Genomic DNA, 19,018 nt, shown 5'->3' on the forward strand with positions numbered 1-19,018 from the left:
AGAGTGCGCGACGCCTTGCCCTGCCTTCTTCGCGACCTGCTCACACAACACGTCAAGCATTACGAAGAAAGGAGCGACACATGTTTCACAAGACCTTGCTTGCACGCACCGTCCAGGGCTCGACCCTGCTCGCTGCGCTGGGCGCGCCCCTGGCCGCGCAGGCGGATTTCGTAGACGACAGCCATCTCAAGCTGGACCTGCGCAACTACTTCCTCGATCGCAATTTCACCGAAAGCGGCGCCGCCCAGTCCAAGGTCGGCAACTGGTCGCAGGGCTTCGACCTGCAGTTCAGCTCCGGCTACACCGACACGCCGATCCAGTTCGGTCTGGACGTAGATGCACAGTGGGCCTACGTGATGGACTCCGAGGGCAACGACGGCTCCCTGCCGCTCGATAGCGATGGCGACGCGGTGGACAACTACGGCCGCGCCGGCGCCACTCTGAAAATGAAGTACTCCAAGACCGAGCTGAAGGTCGGCGACATGCGTCCCGAGCTGCCGGTCGCCTTCCATGATCCGAGCCGTCAGCTCGACACCATCTACCAGGGCGCGGTGCTCGAATCCAAGGAGATCGACGGCCTGACCCTGACCGGCGGGCGCTTCTGGTCCGCGGTGACGCGTGATTCCTCCGACCATGAGAAGTTCTACAAGTACGGCTCCACCAACGAACTCGACAGCGATGGTATGGACTTCGGCGGCCTGACCTACAACCTCACCAAGAGCTTGCAGGCCAGTTACTTCTACGCCGTGGTCCATGACATCTACCAGCAGCACTATGTCGGGCTGATGCACAAGGCCGACCTGGGCAACGGCTTTGGCCTGCGTACCGACGTGCGCTGGTTCGACAACAACGAAGAGGGCGACGCGAAGAACGGTGAGGTCGACAACCGCACATTGTCCGCCGGCTTCACCCTGACCAAGGGCGGCCACAAGGTCAGCCTGGCCTACCAGAAGATGATCGGCGACAGCATCTTCCCCACCCTCAACGGCTACATCCCGCAGTTCTACCTGCTGAACTGGGCCAACCAGCCCTTCATGCGTCCGCAGGAACGCTCCGTGGGCCTGGGCTACGGCTACGACTTCGCCGCCGTCGGCGTGCCCGGCCTGACCTTCGCCTCGCGCTACATCATCGGCGAGGACATCCGCCTCGGCGCCGGCGTGTCCGACGGCTCGGAGAAGGAACGCGACCTGGCCGTGCGCTACGTGCTGCAAAGCGGCCCGCTCAAGGGCCTGGGCTTCGAATGGAAGAACTACCTGGTCAAGCAGCACAACTTCGGTAGCGACTTCACCGAAAACCGCCTGGTCACCACCTACACCTGGAACTTCTGGTAAGCCCGGGCGCCCGCCCCGTCGGGGCGGGCCTACTTGTTCGCCGTCCGGCCGCCGGTGGCGGCCTGGGAGCCCCCATGACCTCCGACTCACCCCGCTCACTCAAGCGCATCGTCGTCGCCTCGGTACTCGGCAACGCGCTGGAGTGGTACGACTTCTTCCTCTACGGCACGGCCGCTGCGCTGATCTTCGGCCCGTTGTTCTTCGCCGCCGGCACCGATCCGGTGCTCGCCACCCTCGGCGCCTTCGCCGGTTTCGCCATCGGCTTCATCGCCCGTCCGCTGGGCGGCATCGTCTTCGGCCACATCGGTGATCGCCAGGGACGCAAGAAAGCACTGGTGATCACCCTGTCGATGATGGGCGCGGCGACCTTTCTCATCGGCCTGCTGCCGACCTATTCCCAGGTCGGCTTCCTCGCTCCGCTGTGCCTGGTGATCCTGCGCGTCGTGCAGGGCATCGCCTCCGGCGGCGAATGGGGCGGCGGCGTGCTGATGCTCAGCGAGAACGCGCCCAAGGGCCGGACCGGCTTCTACGCGGCCTGGAGCCAGCTCGGCGTTTCCGGCGGCTTCGTGCTCTCGGCGGCGGCGTTCTACCTGGTGCAGATGCTGCCGGAGGAGGATTTCATGAGCTGGGGCTGGCGCCTGCCGTTCCTCGCCAGCGTGGCGATCTTCGGGGTGGGCGTGTACATCCGCCGGCGGTTGCCGGACTCCCGTGAATTCGTCGAAGACCGCGAGCACGCCGGCGCCGCCCGCCATCTGCCGGCCCTGCAGGTGCTGCGCGAGCATCCCAAGGCGGTACTGCAGGCCATGGGCCTGCGCCTGGCGGAGAACGGTGGCGCCTACATCTTCCTGGCATTCTCCATGGCCTACGCCAAGTTCACCGGGCTCTCCACCCAGGTGGTGCTCAGCGGCGTGATGCTCGCGATGATCGTCGAAGCCTTCAGCATCCTCTTCTGGGGCTGGCTGAGCGACGTGATCGGCCGCCGCGCGGTCTATGCCATCGGCTCGCTGAGCCTGGTGGCGCTGGCCTTTCCGTTCTTCTGGCTGCTCGACACCCACTCCACCGGACTGGTCTGGCTGGCGCTGATGCTCGGCCTGCCATTCAGCCACGCCGCGATGATCGGCACCCAACCGGCGCTGATGGGCGAGCTGTTCCCCACCCACGTGCGCTACACCGGTTTGGCCATGGGCCACGAAATCGCCTCGATCTTCGCCGGCGGCTTCGCGCCGATGATCGCCACCGCGCTGTTCGCCAGTGCGCAATCCGCCTGGCCGGTCTCGCTGATGCTGGTGTTCTTCGGCCTGGTGACCACGGCCACCCTGCTGAGCATCCGCACACAGCCCGACGAGGACCTGGTGCCGGCACTCGCCTGATCGTTTCACGCGCCCTCCGCCCGGCGCTGCGCCGGGCGTTTTTTCGTTCTCAGCAAGGACCTTCGCGGATGCGTCGCTACTACCGGGGCAATGACCTCGACCGTTACCAGAGCATCGCCGAGCTGGCCGCCGCCGCGCGCCGACGACTGCCCTACTTCGCCTGGGAATACCTGGCCGGCGGCGCCGAGGAGGAATACACCCTGGCGCGCAACCGCCAGGCCTTCGCCGACTACCGGCTGCACTCGCGCACCCTGGTGCCGGCGTACCCGCCGAACACCGCACGCGTGTGGCTGGGTGCCGAACGCCCACTGCCGATGGCCATCGCGCCGACCGGCTACAACGGCATGCTGTTTCCCGACGCCGACCTGCACCTCGCCCGCGCCGCCGCCAGCCGTGGCCTGCCGATGGCGCTGAGTACCGTTTCCAATGCGTCCCTGGAGGAGGTCCGGGCCGCGGCCCCGGGACTGGACCTGTGGTTCCAGCTCTACCCCCTGCGCGATGCGGCGATCCAGGAAGACCTGCTCGCCCGCGCCGAGGCCCAGGGCGTCAGCACCCTGCTGCTGACCAGCGACGCCTCGACCCTCGGCAATCGCGAATGGGATCGCCGCAACTTCGTCCGCCCGCGCCAACTGAGCCTGCGCAACAAGCTCGACACCCTCTGCCACCCAGGCTGGCTGCGCCGCGTGATGTGGCCGCGGGGCCTGCCGATCATGGGCAACCTGGCGCCCTACCTGCCGGCGAAGGAACGCACCGCGCTCGGCTCGATGCAGTTCATCGCCACGCAGATGGACACCCTGCTCGACTGGGACACGCTGGCGCGAGTGCGCGAGCGCTGGTCCGGGCGCCTGCTGCTCAAGGGCGTGCTGCACCCCGCGGACGCCGAGCGCGCCGCCGACCTGGGGCTGGACGGCATCGTCATCAGCAACCACGGCGGTCGCCAGCTCGACGGCGCGCCCTCCAGTCTGGAAGCGCTCGCCGCGATAGCGCCACGCCTGCGCGGACGCCTGGCCCTGCTGCTCGACAGTGGCGTACGCCGTGGCGGCGACCTGGCCAAGGCCGTGGCCCTGGGTGCCGACGCGGTGCTGCTCGGACGCGCCACGCTCTACGGCGTGGCGGTCGCCGGTGAAGCCGGTGCCGCACGCGCCCTCGACCTGCTCGCCCACGAGTTGCGCCTGACCCTCAACCTGATGGGCTGCAGCGGCCTGGACGCACTCGACCGAGGCTGGCTGCTGGGCCCCGGAGAATCCTGGACATGACGCACTACGAACTGCTGCGCCTGGAGCTGCAGCCGGGCAGCCTGAGCGCAGCCCAGGTCAGCCTGCAGCGCGCCCTGCAAGGCAGCCCGCAGGCGAGCCTGGTGGGCGCCTGGTACAGCGAGATCGGCCCGCTCAATCAATTGATCCTGCTGCGCGGCTTCGCCGATCTCGCCGCCCGCGAAGCCGAGCGCGAGCGCTGCCTGATGCAGGTCGACCCGTTCGGCGTCAGCGCCTGGCTGCTGGGCCTGCAGGTCGACGACCTGCAGCTGTTCCCCTTCGCCCGACTGCTCCAGCCCGGTGCACACGGGCCCTGGTACGAACTGCGCGAGTACCGCCTGCTCGACCACGGCCTGCCAGCCACCCTGGCCGGCTGGCAGCGCGCCCTCGGGCCACGGGGCGCGGCGCACTATTCGGCCAACGCCGGGGTGTTCTACGCCACCTCCGGCGCACTGCCGCGCATCCTTCACCTGTGGCCTTACGCCAGCCTGGAGCAACGTTTGGAGGTACGCAGCCGCTCGGTCGCCGATGGCGTCTGGCCGCCGGAGAATTCCACGCCGCAATTGCGGCAGATGCAGTCCACCGTCTGCCTACCCTGCGAATTCTCGCCCCTGCGCTGAATCTGGCCTGGAGAATGCTTGAAGTTTCCAGTGATTAGCCGACCCATGAGCGCCTGACGCCCAGAGACGCACGGAGGTGCCCCGTGACCCCGCAAGCCATCGAGGATTTCGACCGCTGGAACCACCGCGTGCAGGCCGTATGCGGACGCTTCCGCACCCAGCCGCTGGAGCAGCCGGGGTTCGTCGGCGCCATCGCGCACCAGTGCCTCGGCGGACTGGAGCTGGCCGACATCCACGTCAACGCACCGTCCATCGTGCGTGAGCGCGGCAACACCGACCGTGGCGACGAACGTTTCTACTTCCTGGTGATGCAGCGCCAGGGGCACATGGACGTGGCCCACGATGGCGAACAGTTCGTCCTGGCGCCGGGCGAGATCGCCCTGCTGGATGCCGCCCAATCCTTCGAGATGCGCCCCCACGGGCTGATCCGCCAACTCTCCGTGCACCTGCCACGGGAGGCACTGGACCGGGTCCTGCCGAGCCGTGCGCGACGCTTCGGCAAGCTGCGCACCGGGACCCTTAACGAACGCCTGCTGCACGGCATGCTGCAACAGATCGCCGAGGGTGAACTGGATGCCGCCGCCGACCCGATGCAGGGCGGTGCCCTGCAGCAGGCACTGATCAGCCTCCTGCAACCCAGCCTGGACGAGGCCCTGCCGCAGGTCGGCCGCCCCTTGCGGCGCCTGGCCGAGCGCCTGATCGACGAGTCGTTGCAACAGCCGCCGACGCCCGCGCAGCTGGCCGCACGCCTCAACGTATCGCTGCGCCAGCTGTACCGGCAGTTCGAGGAGGACGGCGACAGCATCTGCCGCTACATCCAGCGCCAGCGCCTGGCCCGCGCTGCCGCCATGCTCAGTGGCCCGGCGGAGCGGATGCCATCCATCACCACCCTCGCCTACACCTGGGGCTTCGCCGACGCCGCGCACTTCTCGCGGCTGTTCAAGCGCCAGTACGGGATCAGCCCGCGCGACTATCGCGCACAGCAATCAGGCAGGTAGGGTTAGCACTCCAGCAGCGGCAGGCAGGCTCGCCGGCAATCGGACCGACTGGCTAAATTACGAGAAATATCTATCATTGGCCTCCGCCCCCAGGATCTTCCTCTCAGGCATGAGCACTCAGAACAAGAAGCGTCGTAGCCGTTACAACCCCACCAGCGAGGACTTCCACAAGGAAGACTTTCCGTTCTACTGGCTGGCCCGGGTCCATGGGCGCTATTCGATGGTGATGGAGCGCCTGCTGAAGAAGGTCGACCTGGACATCCCCCGCTGGCGCGTGCTGAACATCCTCTACGAGCAGGGCGAGTCGAGCATTTCCGAGATTTCCGAGCACGCCATCGCCAAGCTCTCGACGATCACCAAGATCGTCTACCGGATGAAAGACGACGGCCTGGTCGAGACGGCTCCCAGCGCAACCGATGGACGGGTCACCCAGGTGACCATCACCGACAAGGGTCGCCAGGCCTTCTTCGACATGCACGAAGTGACCGACGGGCTGTTCCACGACAGTTTCCGCGGCCTTACCGAAGCACAGATCCGCAAGCTCAACCAGACCCTGGCGAAGATCTTCGACAACCTCCCGGAGACGTGAGCGAGCCTTCGCGCCTGGACATGAAAAAGCCGCCCGAAGGCGGCTTTTTCAGCACCGGTAGCGGCTCGGATCAGAGCTGCGGGCCGGCGTTCTTGATGGCGTCGGAGACGTCGAACTTCTTGAAGTTCTCGATGAACTTGGTTGCCAGCTCACGCGCAGCGGCATCGTAGGCGTCCTTGTCCGCCCAGGTGTCGCGCGGGTTGAGCAGGCCGGTCTCGACGCCCGGCACGGCCAGCGGCACGTCCAGGTTGATGATCGGCAGGTGCTGAGTCTGCGCACCGATCAGCGCGCCACTCTGGATGGCGGCGATCACGCCACGGGTAGTGGGGATGCTGAAACGCTTGCCAACACCGTAGCCACCGCCGGTCCAGCCGGTGTTGACCAGGTAGACCTTGGAGTCGAAGCCGTTGATGCGCTTGATCAGCAGCTCGGCGTACTCGCCGGCCGGACGCGGGAAGAACGGCGCGCCGAAGCAGGTGGAGAAGGTCGACTTGATGCCGCCGCCCGAACCCATCTCGGTGGAACCGACCAGAGCGGTGTAACCGGAGAGGAAGTGGTAGGCCGCCTGCTCGTTGTTGAGGATCGACACCGGCGGCAGTACACCGGTCAGGTCGCAGGTGAGGAAGATCACCGCGTTCGGCTCGCCGCCACGGTTGGTCTCGGCACGCTTGGCGATGAAGTCGCGCGGGTAGCAGGCGCGGGTGTTCTGGGTCAGGCTGTCATCGGTGTAGTCCGGGGTGCGCTGCTCGTCGAGCACCACGTTCTCCAGCACCGAACCGAACTGGATGGCTTTCCAGATCACCGGCTCGTTCTTCTCGGTGAGGTCGATGCACTTGGCGTAGCAGCCGCCCTCGATGTTGAACACGGTGCCCACGCCCCAGCCGTGCTCATCGTCACCGATCAGGTAACGGCTTTCGTCGGCGGACAGGGTGGTCTTGCCGGTACCGGACAGGCCGAAGAACAGGGTGACGTCGCCTTCTTCGCCGACGTTGGCGGCGCAGTGCATCGGCAGCACGTCTTTTTCCGGCAGCAGGAAGTTCTGCACGCCGAACATGGCCTTCTTCATTTCGCCGGCGTAGCGCATGCCGGCGATCAGCACCTTCTTGCGGGCGAAGTTGAGGATCACGGTACCGTCGGAGTTGGTGCCGTCACGCTCGGGTTCGCAGACGAAGCCGGGGGCGTTGAGGATTTCCCACTGCTCGCGCGAATCCGGGTTGAAGGTCTCCGGATTGATGAACAGGCAACGCCCGAACAGGTTGTGCCAAGCCGTCTCGGTGGTCATGCTCACCGGGATGTAGTGCGCCGGATCGGAACCGACATGCACGTGGGAAACGAAGCGCTCGCGCTCGCCGACATAGGCCGAGACGCGCTCCCAGAGGGCGTCGAACTTGTCAGCCGGGAACGGACGGTTGATCGCGCCCCAGGCAATCTTGGCACTGGAACCGGGTTCATCGACGATGAAACGGTCGGCCGGGGAGCGGCCGGTGCGATGGCCGGTCTTGACGACCAGCGCGCCATTGGCCGCCAGCTCGCCTTCGCCCCGGCGAATGGCCTCTTCGACCAATTGCGCGGTGCTGATGTCGGTGTACACGGCAGGGTTGGCTTGCGTCATGAGTATCCTCGTCGGCGTGCAGCCGATTTCTCTGAACCTTTGTAGTGCGCGCCTGCGACCACTACAGCGAAAAGGGTACCGCCGATTATGCCAGAAGCGGGCCGGCCTTGTGGAGACTGTCGAGTCAGAGACCCGCTCAGTGACGGGTCGCGGCCGGCCCCTGGCTGCCGCCACCGGCGAACAACTGCGCCACGTCGGCGGCATCGAACAGGTAGCGCTGGTTGCAGAACTGGCAGTCGATTTCCACCGTGCCACCACACTCCTCGACCAGTTGCCGGGCATCGTGCTCGCCCAGGCTGACCAATGCATTGGCCGAACGCTCACGGGTGCAGCTGCAGGAGAAGCACAACGGCAACGGGTCGAACAGGCGTACCGGCTCCTGGTGGTAGAGACGGTGCAGCAGCGTCTCGTTGTCGAGCCCGAGCAGCTCCTCGGCGGACAGCGTGTCGGCGAGGGTCACCAGGTGCTCCCAGGCATTGGCGCGCGCCTCCGGATCGCGCTGGCGATCGGCCGGCAGCGCCTGCAGCAGTAGGCCACGAGCGCGGCGCCCGTCGGCGTGCAGCCAGAAGCGCGTGGGCAACTGCTCGGACTGGGCGAAGTAGCTGCCCAGGCACTCGGCCAGGTCCTGTCCTTCCAGCGGCACCACACCCTGGTAGCGCTGGCCATCGCGGGGATCGACGGTGATCGCCAGCACGCCACTGGGCATCAGCTGCGCCAGGCCGCTGCCGGCCTCGATCTGCTCGGCGTGGTAACGCGCAATGCCGCGCACCTCGCGCTCGCTGGAGCATTCGACCATCAGCAGCGGCACCGCACCCTCGCTGCGCATCTGCAGTACCAGCAGGCCCTCGAACTTGAGGGTACCGGCCAGCAAGGCGGCGGCCGCCAGTAGTTCACCGAGCAACTGCGCTACCGGCTCCGGATAGGGGTGCTTGGCCAGCACGTGGCCGTAGCTCTGCTCGAGCACGGCCAGTTCGCCGCGCACGTCGGTATCGTCGAAGAGGAAACGCTGGGTGAAATCGGACATGGCTCGACGAACTCGCGGGAAAAGAGGCGGATTCTAGGCGATAAGCCGTTGCCGAGCCATGCCGAGACGACCGACGCCGGTAGCTGAACGCACTCTGAACAGCCCCTCAATCCTGCGTTACCCGCAACGAGCGAGCGCTAGCATTTGTCATTTAATCCTGCCTTGGAGCCCTCAATGAACCCCGATCCCGCCCAACCTCGCTGGCGCCCGCAAGCCTTCGTGGCCTGCCTGTTGCTCGCCGCCGCGCTGTTCGGCTCCTGGCTATTGCCTGCCACCCGGGAACTCTGGGATGCGGCGGACCTGCACGCCTACCGCGTACTCAACGGCAGCCTTGGCCATGTCTGGGCCTGGGATGCGCTCTGGGCACTGGCCAGTACGCGCCTGGCCGACATTCTCATCGGCGCGCTGATGCTCACGCTGCTGATCCGCGCCGACTGGGCCTTTCCCAAGGGGCAACTGCGCCACGGCTTCTTCGTCTTCGTCGCCCTGCTGCTGATGCTGCTGGTGCTGCGCGTACTCTTCGACAAGTCGTCCACGCCGATGGGCTGGCAGCACGCCAGCCCTTCCATGCAACTGGGCGGCTATCACCTGAGCGATGCCTTTCCCCTGCTCGAGCGGGTATTCGAACTCAAGGACCGCTCCAGCCGCAGCTTCCCTGGCGACCATGCCTCGGTACTGATGCTCTGGGGGCTGTACATGGCGATCGTCACCGGCGGCCGGCGCCGCGCGCTGGTACTGGCTATCGCGGGCATCTTCATGCTGCCGCGTCTGGTGGCCGGGGCGCACTGGCTGAGCGACGATCTGGTCGCCGGCAGCGTCGTCACCCTGCTGGCGCTGGCGCTGGGCTACTGCACGCCGCTAGGGGCGCAGCTCGCGGCCGGGCTGCAGTGGGCAGCCCGGCCTGGCCTCTGGGTCGCCGAGAAGCTGCCACTGCTCAGCCGCCTCGAACTGGTGCGAGAGGCGCATCGCTAGCTAGTCACGCCAAGCGTGCAGATGATGGATCTGCCGGCGCTGCTTCTTGCTCGGCCGGCCCTCGGTCTGCACGCCCAGGGCGCCGGCCTTGCGCAGTTCGGCCGCCTGCTCGCGACGCTGCAGGCTTTCGGCGGTCTCCTCGTAGAGCAGTTGGGCCTGCGGCGCGCCACGCCGGACCGCCGATAGCGCCTTGATGATCACGGTGCGCTCCTCGAAACCGGTGCGAATCACCAACTCATCACCCACCCGCGGCTCCTTGGCGGGCTTGCAACGCTCACCGCCGCAGTGCACCTTGCCGCCTTCGATGGCCGCCTTGGCCAGGGCGCGGGTCTTGAAGAAGCGCGCCGCCCATAGCCACTTGTCCAGGCGTACCCGGTCGTCGTCGTTCTCGCTCATGTCACCACGCTGTTGTAGGGTTGTGTGCATCGGACCACAGCCCGCCCGTCGCCGGCAATCCGTCCCGACGTCCATACCGCACGGAGGTGCGCCCGCTTGAACTCCAACGACCAGCTCGCGGTGATCGGCCTGAGCGAGTGGATCGCCCTGCCCGACCTGGGGATGGTCGGCGTGCGCGCGAAGATCGACACCGGTGCCAGCACCTCCGCGCTGCACGCCACGGAAATCACCGAGTTCGAGCGCAACGGCGAGCGCTGGGTGCGTTTCACCGCGCACATAGGCACCCTGGTGCAGCGCCGCCATCGCTGCGAGGCGCCGCTGCTGCGCCGCAAGACCATCAAGAGTTCCAACGGCCAGGTGCAAACGCGCTACGCCATCCGTACTCTATTGGCGCTGGGCGATCGCGCCTGGCCCGTGGAATTCACCCTCGCCTGCCGCAAGACCATGCGCTACCGGGTACTGCTCGGTGCCAAGGCACTGGTGGAGGGCGGCCTGCTGGTCAATCCGGCACTGGCCTACGTCCAGGACAAACCCCAGATTCTCATCGGTGCCCCATGAAGATCGCCGTGCTGTCGCGTAATCCCCGCCTGTATTCGACCCGACGTCTGCTGGAGGCCGGCGAACAGCGCGGCTACCAGATGCAAGTCATCGATACCCTGCGGGCGTACATGAACATCGCCAGCCACAAGCCGCAGATCCATTACCGCGGCCAACCCATGGAGGGCTTCGACGCGGTGATCCCGCGGATCGGCGCCTCGGTGACTTTCTACGGCTGCGCGGTGCTCCGCCAGTTCGAGATGATGGGGGTCTATCCGCTCAACGAGTCGGTCGCCATCAGCCGCTCGCGGGACAAGCTGCGAGCCCTGCAACTGCTCTCGCGCAAGGGCATCGGCCTGCCGGTGACCGGCTTCGCGCACTCCCCCGACGACATCCCCGACCTGATCCAGATGGTCGGCGGCGCGCCGCTGGTGATCAAGGTGCTCGAAGGCACCCAAGGCATGGGCGTGGTACTGGCCGAGACCCAGAAGGCCGCCGAATCGGTGATCGAGGCGTTCCTCGGGCTCAAGCAGGACATCATGGTGCAGGAGTACATCCGCGAGGCCGGCGGTGCCGACATCCGCTGCTTCGTCGTCGGCGACCGGGTGATCGCGGCGATGAAGCGCCAGGCCAAGCCGGGCGAGTTTCGCTCCAACCTGCATCGCGGCGGCAGCGCCAGCCTGATCAAGATCACCCCCGAGGAACGCTCCACCGCGATCCGCGCGGCCAAGGTGATGGGCCTGGCGGTGGCCGGTGTCGACATCCTGCGTTCCAACCACGGGCCGCTGGTGATGGAGGTGAACTCCTCGCCGGGCCTGGAAGGCATCGAGCAGACCACGGGCAAGGATGTGGCGGGGATGATCCTCGACCACCTGGCCAAGCATGCCGAGCCCGGGCTGACGCGGACGCGCGGCAAGGGTTGAGTGGTGCGAGGTCACGCGTAGAAGCGGCTCATCTGATCGTTCCCACGCTCCTGCGTGGGCATGCCTCCCGAGACGCTCCGCGTCTCCCGTGCACCGGGCCTTCGGTGCCAAAGGACGAAGGACGGTTGTCGGCGTTCCTCCGGGACTCCCTGTTTCGCCCTCCTGGGCGACCCTCTTTTGTTGCACCTCGCCGGCCGCGGCAAAAGAGGGCAAAACCATTGCCCCGGCGATCCGGCCCCGCCCGCTGGCGCGGCCGGGGCCGGATGGTGGGGTGGTCTTCTTCTTGCCTACTTCTTCTTGATCGGGGCGGCCATCCGCACTCAAGAAGAAGTAGGTCGCCGTGCAGGGCGAAACCTGTCGTCCCATCCGAGGAAAGCGCGACGCTTCTACGCCCAAGCACAAAACCGCAAACACCAGCGGCTCAGATTCAGATTAGAGCAGGTACACCGGGCCTTCGGTGGCAAAGACCTGTTACTCCCTACTTCGCCAAAAACGCGCGGCCATAGGCAGCTATCCGCACGCCTCACAGAGGTCTGCTCCAGAAGCGCTCAGCCAAGATCCGCCAGAGCGCCGACCAGCATGCGCTCCAGCGCATCCAGGTCGGGAATCTTCAGCACCCGCTCACCGAGGCTGGCGGCGTCCAGCTCCAACGCTCCCAGCGGCGCTTCGGCACGCGGCAACCGTGCGTCGACCCTCAGGGAGTGCGGGATGCCACGCAACTGCAGGGCATAGTGGGAAAGCCCGGGATGGCCGCCAATGGCATTGAACACACCGATGCGCAGGCGTCCCTGCCCCTCGGTGTGGCCGCCGGAAGCGCGCTCGAAGGACAGCAAGGGTACCTGCCGCTCGCGCCAGTTCAGGGTTCCCAACAGCCAGTCCGGCGCGCCCGGCACGGGCGTCACGCCCTGCTGGCCGATCAGCTCGGCCAGTGCCACGCTGGGCAGCAGCAACTGCCGATCGGCCAGCGAAAGGATCAGCGCATTGAGGGTGTCGACGGGCGCGGCGTGCTCGCTCATCACGGATCTCCTTAGCCGTTGCCAGCCAGCTCGGCAATGCGCGCCAGCAGCTGGTTTTCCTGGTAGGGCTTGCCGAGGTAGTCGTCCACGCCAATGGCCAGCGCCCGTTCGCGGTGCTTCTCGCCGGTACGCGAGGTGATCATGATGATCGGCAAGTCCTTGAGCTGTTCGTCGTGGCGTATGCGCGTGGCGACTTCGAAGCCGTCCATGCGCGGCATCTCGACGTCCAGCAGGAGCACATCGGGGCGTTGCTCCTGCAGTAGCAGCAGCGCTTCGGCACCGTCCTTGGCGGTACTGACCTGCATGCCATGGCGTTCGAGCAGGCGTCCGGTCACCTTGCGCACCGTCACCGAGTCATCCACCACCATCACCCGCGTCGTCCGCTTCGGGCTCTCGACCAGCGCCTCCTGCGGCTCGCGCGTGCCTCCTTGGCGCTGCTGACGCGCGCGCTGCAGCGCCAGCGGGTCGAGGATCACCACCACCCGGCCATCGCCGAGCAGGGTCGCTCCGGAAATTCCCGGAACCGCGGCGAACTGCGGCCCCAGGCTCTTCACCACGATTTCCCGGGAACCCGCCAGACTATCCACCTGCAACGCCAGGGCAACGTCCGCCGAGTGCAGCAGCAGAACCGGCAGTGGCAGGCTCTGGCCGGTCAACTTGGGTTGACTGCCATTACCCAGAAGTTCGCCGAGGTAGTGCAACGCGTAAGTCTGCCCGGCGTATTCCAGGCGCGGCGCACTGGTCGCGTAGTAGGCTTCCAGCTCTAGGGCGGAGACCCGCACGATGCCCTCTACGGTGTTCAGGCCAACGGCGTAGAGGTCCTCGCCCGAGTACACCATCAGCGCGCGATTGACCGAGACGGTGAACGGCAGGCGGATGACGAAGCGCGTGCCCCGACCGGCCTCGGAAAGGATCTGCATGCTACCGCCGAGCGCACGAATCTCCGCGTTGACCACGTCCATGCCGACGCCACGCCCGGAAATCTGGGTGACCTGGCTGGCGGTGGAGAATCCGGCCTCGAGGATGAACTGCAGCACCTGCTGCTCGTCGAGTTCGTCGTCCGCCTGCATGAGGCCCCGCTCGATCGCCTTGCGGCGAACCGCGGCGAGGTCGATGCCGCGACCGTCGTCGGCCAGGCGGATGACCACGTCGCCAGCCTCCCGGCCGATCTCCAGACTGATCTGGCCCTGTCGCGGCTTGCCGGCCGCCAGACGCTGCTCGGTGTCCTCGAGACCATGATCGACGGCGTTGCGCAGCATGTGCTCCAGCGGCGCGACGATACGCTCCAGGATGCTGCGATCGAGCTCGCCCTCGGCGTTGCCGACCTGGAAATCGACCGCCTTGTCGAGCTCCTCGGCGACCTGCCGGACGATGCGGCGCAGGCGCGGCACCAGGCGCTCGAACGGCACCATGCGGGTCCGCATCAGGCCTTCCTGCAGCTCGGTATTGACCCGTGCCTGCTGGGCCAGCAGCACCTCGGCGTCACGGTTGCGGTTCGCCAGGGTTTCCTTCAGGTCGACCAGGTCCGAGGCGGACTCGAACAGCGACCGGGAGAGCTGCTGCAGTTGCGAGTGACGGTCCATTTCCAGCGGATCGAAGTCCTCGTAGCCGCTGCGCTCGATGTCCTGCTGACGGGAGAGGATCTGCGCCTGGGTCTCGGTATCCAGGCGGCGCAACTGGTCACGCATGCGTTCGATGGTCGCTTCCATCTCGCCCAGGGTGGCCGTGGCGTCGCTCACCTGTTGCTCAACACGGCTACGGAAGATCGAGGTCTCGCCGGCCAGGTTGACCAGCGATTCGAGCAACTCCGCCGCGACCCGCACCTGTTCCTGGGGCGCCCGCCGCGCGTTCACGCTGGGCGCCTGGGGTTGCGCCGAGGGCGGCTCGACAGCGGTCGCGGGCGGCGCCGCAGCCGGCTCGGCATGGCGCTGCTGCTGCAACAACCGCAGCCCCTGACGCAATCCCGCCTGGCCCTGATCGAGGTCGCTGAACAGCACCGCGTCCGGCCGCTCGCCAGTCTCGCCGATGCGCTGCTCCAGGTTGTGCGCCAAGTCGCCGAGCGCACGCTGGCCCGCCAGCCGCGCGCCCCCCTTGAAGGTGTGCAGCAGACGCAACAGTTCTTCGCGATGCTGACGCTCGTCCGGTGCCTGGCGGTAGGCACCGAGGGCGGCGTCGAAGCCTTCGAGCAGCTCTTCGGCTTCCTCGATGAAGATGTCCAGAATCTCGTCGTCGACCGTCGACGACGGTGCCGCCGGCGACAACCGAACCTCGGCCGCTTGAGGCGCGGCGGGTGGCCCCGCCCGCCAAGCGGCAAGCGCCTGCAGCAGGTCTTCGGCGGGCTCCGGCTCGCGGCCTTCGCGCAGCCCCTCGAGCATGTCGGCGAGACGGTCCTGGCATTGCAAGAGCAGGCTTGCCAGGGCTTCGTCATAGTGCAGGCGAGTGCTGCCCAAGCCCTCGTAGATATCCTCGAGGTTGTGGGCGAGATCGCCCAGCGCGGTGACCTCGGCCATCCGCGCCCCCCCCTTGAGCGTGTGCAGATCACGCTGCAGGGTGGCGATCTCGCGCAGGTCCACCGGATCGCTCAACCACCGCTGCAAGGAGGCGCCGGACTGCTCGAGCAGGTCGAACCCTTCCTCCAGGAAGATCTCCAACAGCTCGGCATCACGGGTGGGCTCGGGCGCCCTCGTCAGCGGCTGCAGGTTTTCCTCGCGGACCTGGCGGCGCAAGCCCTGCAAGTCATCGAGCAACCCCTGGGAGCACGCTGGCACATCCCCCAGACGCAACAGCCGCAGTTGTTCAGCGAGCGCGGCGTGAGCCCGTTCGAGCAGCGCCAGGTTGCCGTTGTGAGGTGTCAGATTACGATCCAACAGGGCTTCGTAGACGGCCTGCAAGGCATCGGCAAGCGTGGCGACCGGTTCATGACCGGCGAGCCGCGCGCCGCCCTCGAGGGTCTGCAGGTCACGCTGCAGAGCCGCGAGGCCGAGGCTGTCGGCTACGCCGTCGCGCCAGCGCTGCAGTGAAAGGTCGGCGCTCTGCAGCAGATCGCCGGCTTCGTCCAGGAACAGGTCGAGCAGGTCTTGTTCCGCCGAAGGCGCTGCAAGGCTCGGCTCTGGCTCTGGCTCTGGCTCTGGCTCTGGCTCTGGCTCTGGCTCTGGCTCTGGCTCTGGCTCTGGCTCTGGCTCTGGCTCTGGCTCTGGCTCTGGCTCTGGCTCTGGCTCTGGCTCTACGGCAGCATCGGGCAGGGACGCTCCGGGCGCAACGAGCGGAACGGATTGCAGACGTTCGAGCAGTTGCGGGTGGTCGCTCAGCGGAGAGCCGCCCGCCGCCTGGTCGAGCTGATCGTTGAGCGCCTCGACGCCTTCGTCGAGCAGCGCGAGACTCAAGGCATCGGGCGCACCGGCGTGCTGCAAGCGCTCCAGGCAATCAACCAGGCCTGCGGCCAGGGCTTCCAGCGGCTTCAAACCGATTTGCCCGGCGTCCGCCTGCAGCGTTTGCAGGGCCGTGCGCAGCTCAGCCAGCGGCGCCTCGCTCGGCTGTGCCTGACACAGCGCGAGGAGCCGTTCCGCCTCGCCGAGGACGTCCACCGCGCGATGCAGGAAGTCCCCTACCGGACTGCCGGTCGCCGCCTCAGGCTCATTGGCGGCGCCCAGGCGCTCGGCCAATTGCCGATCCAGCGCCGCGATGCATTCGCCTGCGCCCAGCAGCGGTTCGCGCAGTCGGCTGTCTTCCCGTTGCAAGCCTACTTCGAGCAGATCGTGGCCCCGTCCCAGCAACTGCGCTTCGTCCGATTCGCAGGGCAGCAGTGCCAGGCGATACTCGCGAACCAGTCGCTCCATGGCGCCGGCGAGCTCGGCCATCGGCTGTACGCCGGCCATGTGAGCGCTGCCCTTGAGCGTGTGCAGGGCTCGCTGCAGGGTCTCGTCGATGGGCAACGCGGCAGTCTGGCAACGCTTGCAGAAGTCCGCCAGGGTACGCAAATGCGCCAGAGCCTCACTGCGGAATATCTCCAGCAGCAGAGGATCGCTGTCCTCCGGCGTCTCGTCCGCCACAGGCGCGGCACCAAGCACCGGCATCGGCACCGGACGGCCACGCGCCAGGGCATGGGCCGCGGCGGCGAGCTGATCGACGTCGTCACGCTGGCGCTGGCGGCCGGCCGCGAACTCCTCGACCAACTGCGGCAGCACTTCGAACACCGCGTCCACCACCTCGACCAGCTCGGCGCTGGCGGCGATGCTCTGTTCGAGCAGGCGGTTGAGCAGGTTCTCCACCGCCCAGGCGAGTTCGCCGATGACCAGCGCGCGGACCATGCGCCCGCTGCCCTTGAGGGTGTGGAAGGCTCGCCGCACCTCGCCGATGGCAGGTTGCGCGGCAGGCGCCAGACGCCATTCGGGCAGTTGCTCGGCGAGGCTCTCACGCACCTCGCCAGCTTCCTCGATGAAGACCTCGATGAGCTCTTCGTCCACCGGTTCTTCGCCCGCCGGCGGCGGCAGCAGGCTCGGTGGCGCCTCGCGGGCAGGCGGGTTGATCGCGGCCACCGGCTCCGCTGGCACCTCGATCACCGGGGGTTCGATGACGTCATCGGCAACGGATTCGGGCTCGGGCTCGGGCTCGGGCTCGGGCTCGGGCTCGGGCTCGGGCTCGGGCTCGGAGAGCATCGGCGCTTCGTCGGCGAGCGCCAATGGCAACTCCACGGCGGCCGCTTCGCCGGACGGCGAGATACCCAGGCGTGCCAGGCTCTCGGCGGCGGTATCGAGCATCCGCTCGCCCGGTGCGGCGCGATCTTCCGCACAGCGTTCGAGGTAGTAATCCAGCGCACTGATACCGTCGGCCAGCGCATCGAGCTGTTCCCAGGCGGGAATCGCCTGGCCCTCCAGCCACTTCTCGCGGAGGAAGCGCGCGCAGGCCTCGAGCAAGGCCGCGGCGCGACTCTGCTCGGCCATGCGCAGGGCACCAGCGGTCTGCATGAGCAAACCGGGCGCGGGCTCCAGCACATCGGCGGACCATTGCGCGGCGATGAACTCGACGACCACGTCCTTGACCTGCTCCAGGCTGACCCTCGCCTCACGCACCACGCGGCGCTGGATCTGCGCCATATCGGTGGTCGGTAGGCGACTGTCCTCGCTGTTGCCCTCTTCCTGGCCAAGCAGCGCTGCCAGACCGACCTCGATCTCGAGCAAGGCCGCCGCCATGTCCAGCAGCGCCCCTTCATCGGCAGAACGCTCGCCGTTGACCAGCGCATCGAGCACCTGCAACTGTTCGTTCAGGCGCTGCCGCTCGGCCTGCAGGCCGAGCATCAGCAAGGTATCGGCGATCTGCTTGAGCGGCAGGCGCAGGTTGGCGAGCGTCTCCGGCTGCCGGCGCTCGCCGTGGACGAACAGGTCGAGGCCATCCTTGACCCGCCCCAGTTCTTCGCGCAGCGCGGCCACCACCGACTGCAGTGCGTCCTGGTCGGGGCCCTCAAGTTGCCGCGACTCGTCCTCAGTCGGTGCGCTCAGGTCATAGGCCTGGCGTAAGGCCTCGATCTGCGGGCTGGCCGAGGTGGCGGCCGCGATGTGGTAGAGCAGCCCGCGCAGCAGGTCCGCCGGTGGCGCCTGGTCGAAGCCCTCGGCGCCCTGCTCGAGTAATTGGCGCAGACGCTGGTCGACCTGGCGCAACAGTTCGCTGACGGCGGGCCCCGCGGCGATGCCACCGACGGCGAGGCCTTCGACCAAACCACTCGCTGCCGTCCACAAGGGTGCCAACGGCGCCTGTGGAGCGAGCTTGAAGAGGCGCTGGAAGACCTTGCCCATGTGCTCCAGCAGCGCCGCCGTCTGCTCGCCTCGCAACAGGCCGAGCAGGGCCATCTGCAGGTGTTGGCGCAACTTGCGCAATTGCGCCTGGGTTTCCGCACGCCCCAGGTGTTCCAGTACCTCCGCGTCGAGCGGCGGGGCGCTCGGCGGCAAGGGCACATCGAACAGGCGCGATTCGGGCAGCGCCGGCTCGCCGCGCAATTCGCGCAGCGCATTCAGCCGCGGCAGCAGCGGATGCGCCAGGTCATGTCCGGCCAGTTGCACCCGCTCCAGATAACGCGGCAGTTGCAACATGCCCTGCATCAATTCTTCGATCGCCTGGGTACGGGCCTCCACGCGCCCGTCGAGCAGCGCCTGCAGCAACAGCTGCAATTCCTCGGCGAGCAATGCGCCGCCGGGCAATTCAACCATCCGCAGGCTGCCGCGCACCTGGTGCAGTCGCTCCAGGCAGTCGTACAGCGGCGCCTCCTCGGCGGGCTGTTCGACGTAGTCTTCGAGGCTCTGCCGGGCCTGTGTCAGCGCCTCGGTGATGCCGCTCCTGAGCCAGTCCAGGGCGATCTGGTCGTGGCGTTCGCTCATGCCCACTCC

General features: G+C 67.3%; 14 protein-coding genes. 9 read left to right on the forward strand and 5 right to left on the reverse strand.

Features of this window, described 5'->3' with window-relative positions; genetic code table 11:
- Positions 1–80 precede the first annotated feature (80 nt).
- The 6 genes from ACYRGX_RS01915 (at position 81) to ACYRGX_RS01940 (ending at position 6,161) form a co-directional block, all read left to right on the forward strand.
- The gene (locus ACYRGX_RS01915; RefSeq protein ID WP_473054930.1) at positions 81–1,331 is read left to right on the forward strand and encodes an OprD family porin; all 1,251 of its coding nucleotides are present in this window, start codon (positions 81–83) and stop codon (positions 1,329–1,331) included.
- 74 nt (positions 1,332–1,405) lie between these two features.
- Positions 1,406–2,701: an MFS transporter gene (locus ACYRGX_RS01920; RefSeq protein WP_473054931.1), complete on the forward strand. Its 1,296-nt coding sequence runs from the start codon at positions 1,406–1,408 to the stop codon at positions 2,699–2,701.
- A gap of 68 nt (positions 2,702–2,769) precedes the next feature.
- A complete protein-coding gene (locus ACYRGX_RS01925) occupies positions 2,770–3,957 on the forward strand; it encodes an alpha-hydroxy acid oxidase (protein WP_473054932.1) in 1,188 nt (395 codons plus the stop codon).
- Positions 3,954–4,574, forward strand: coding sequence for an NIPSNAP family protein (locus ACYRGX_RS01930; protein WP_473054933.1), 621 nt, complete (start codon positions 3,954–3,956; stop codon positions 4,572–4,574). The genes ACYRGX_RS01925 and ACYRGX_RS01930 overlap by 4 nt, the downstream gene beginning before the upstream one ends.
- 83 nt (positions 4,575–4,657) lie before the next feature.
- Positions 4,658–5,572 (forward strand): transcriptional regulator FeaR, encoded by a 915-nt coding sequence (gene feaR, locus ACYRGX_RS01935; protein WP_473054934.1) that lies wholly within the window; start codon positions 4,658–4,660, stop codon positions 5,570–5,572.
- Between the two features lie 109 nt (positions 5,573–5,681).
- Positions 5,682–6,161, forward strand: a complete 480-nt coding sequence (locus tag ACYRGX_RS01940) for a MarR family winged helix-turn-helix transcriptional regulator (RefSeq protein ID WP_473054935.1) — start codon at positions 5,682–5,684, stop codon at positions 6,159–6,161.
- A gap of 70 nt (positions 6,162–6,231) precedes the next feature.
- On the opposite strand, the gene ACYRGX_RS01945 is transcribed toward ACYRGX_RS01940, so the two are convergent.
- Positions 6,232–7,773: a phosphoenolpyruvate carboxykinase gene (locus ACYRGX_RS01945; protein WP_473054936.1), complete on the reverse strand. Its 1,542-nt coding sequence runs from the start codon at positions 7,771–7,773 to the stop codon at positions 6,232–6,234.
- Positions 7,774–7,909: 136 nt separating this feature from the next.
- Complete coding sequence (gene hslO, locus ACYRGX_RS01950; protein WP_473054937.1) at positions 7,910–8,797, reverse strand: Hsp33 family molecular chaperone HslO; 888 nt, start codon at positions 8,795–8,797, stop codon at positions 7,910–7,912.
- 174 nt (positions 8,798–8,971) lie between these two features.
- On the opposite strand from hslO, the gene ACYRGX_RS01955 reads away from it, so the two are divergent.
- Complete coding sequence (locus ACYRGX_RS01955) at positions 8,972–9,769, forward strand: phosphatase PAP2 family protein (RefSeq protein ID WP_473054938.1); 798 nt, start codon at positions 8,972–8,974, stop codon at positions 9,767–9,769.
- Here the strand turns inward: ACYRGX_RS01955 and ACYRGX_RS01960 are convergent, their stop codons facing one another.
- A complete protein-coding gene (locus ACYRGX_RS01960; protein ID WP_473054939.1) occupies positions 9,770–10,165 on the reverse strand; it encodes an RNA-binding S4 domain-containing protein in 396 nt (131 codons plus the stop codon).
- 96 nt (positions 10,166–10,261) lie between these two features.
- On the opposite strand from ACYRGX_RS01960, the gene rimB reads away from it, so the two are divergent.
- Together rimB and rimK are read left to right on the forward strand one after the other, a co-directional pair.
- Positions 10,262–10,723, forward strand: coding sequence for a retropepsin-like aspartic endopeptidase RimB (gene rimB / locus ACYRGX_RS01965; protein WP_473054940.1), 462 nt, complete (start codon positions 10,262–10,264; stop codon positions 10,721–10,723).
- The gene (gene rimK, locus ACYRGX_RS01970; RefSeq protein WP_473054941.1) at positions 10,720–11,625 is read left to right on the forward strand and encodes a 30S ribosomal protein S6--L-glutamate ligase; all 906 of its coding nucleotides are present in this window, start codon (positions 10,720–10,722) and stop codon (positions 11,623–11,625) included. The genes rimB and rimK overlap by 4 nt, the downstream gene beginning before the upstream one ends.
- Positions 11,626–12,173: 548 nt before the next feature.
- Here the strand turns inward: rimK and ACYRGX_RS01975 are convergent.
- Positions 12,174–12,641, reverse strand: a complete 468-nt coding sequence (locus tag ACYRGX_RS01975; protein ID WP_473054942.1) for a chemotaxis protein CheW — start codon at positions 12,639–12,641, stop codon at positions 12,174–12,176.
- An 11-nt stretch (positions 12,642–12,652) separates the two neighbouring features.
- Entirely contained in the window at positions 12,653–19,009 is a 6,357-nt protein-coding gene (locus ACYRGX_RS01980) for an Hpt domain-containing protein (protein ID WP_473054943.1), read from the reverse strand.
- Positions 19,010–19,018 lie beyond the last annotated feature (9 nt).

This window comes from Pseudomonas sp. R4-15, from assembly GCF_055768815.1.

Bases quoted from the DNA above. Each gene is read 5' to 3' on its own strand.
- ACYRGX_RS01915 (WP_473054930.1), top strand. From the start codon at position 81: ATGTTTCACAAGACCTTGCTTGCACGCACCGTCCAGGGCTCGACCCTG.
- ACYRGX_RS01920 (WP_473054931.1), top strand. From the start codon at position 1,406: ATGACCTCCGACTCACCCCGCTCACTCAAGCGCATCGTCGTCGCCTCG.
- ACYRGX_RS01925 (WP_473054932.1), top strand. From the start codon at position 2,770: ATGCGTCGCTACTACCGGGGCAATGACCTCGACCGTTACCAGAGCATC.
- ACYRGX_RS01930 (WP_473054933.1), top strand. From the start codon at position 3,954: ATGACGCACTACGAACTGCTGCGCCTGGAGCTGCAGCCGGGCAGCCTG.
- ACYRGX_RS01940 (WP_473054935.1), top strand. From the start codon at position 5,682: ATGAGCACTCAGAACAAGAAGCGTCGTAGCCGTTACAACCCCACCAGC.
- ACYRGX_RS01945 (WP_473054936.1), bottom strand. From the start codon at position 7,773: ATGACGCAAGCCAACCCTGCCGTGTACACCGACATCAGCACCGCGCAA.
- hslO (WP_473054937.1), bottom strand. From the start codon at position 8,797: ATGTCCGATTTCACCCAGCGTTTCCTCTTCGACGATACCGACGTGCGC.
- ACYRGX_RS01955 (WP_473054938.1), top strand. From the start codon at position 8,972: ATGAACCCCGATCCCGCCCAACCTCGCTGGCGCCCGCAAGCCTTCGTG.
- ACYRGX_RS01960 (WP_473054939.1), bottom strand. From the start codon at position 10,165: ATGAGCGAGAACGACGACGACCGGGTACGCCTGGACAAGTGGCTATGG.
- rimK (WP_473054941.1), top strand. From the start codon at position 10,720: ATGAAGATCGCCGTGCTGTCGCGTAATCCCCGCCTGTATTCGACCCGA.
- ACYRGX_RS01975 (WP_473054942.1), bottom strand. From the start codon at position 12,641: ATGAGCGAGCACGCCGCGCCCGTCGACACCCTCAATGCGCTGATCCTT.
- ACYRGX_RS01980 (WP_473054943.1), bottom strand. From the start codon at position 19,009: ATGAGCGAACGCCACGACCAGATCGCCCTGGACTGGCTCAGGAGCGGC.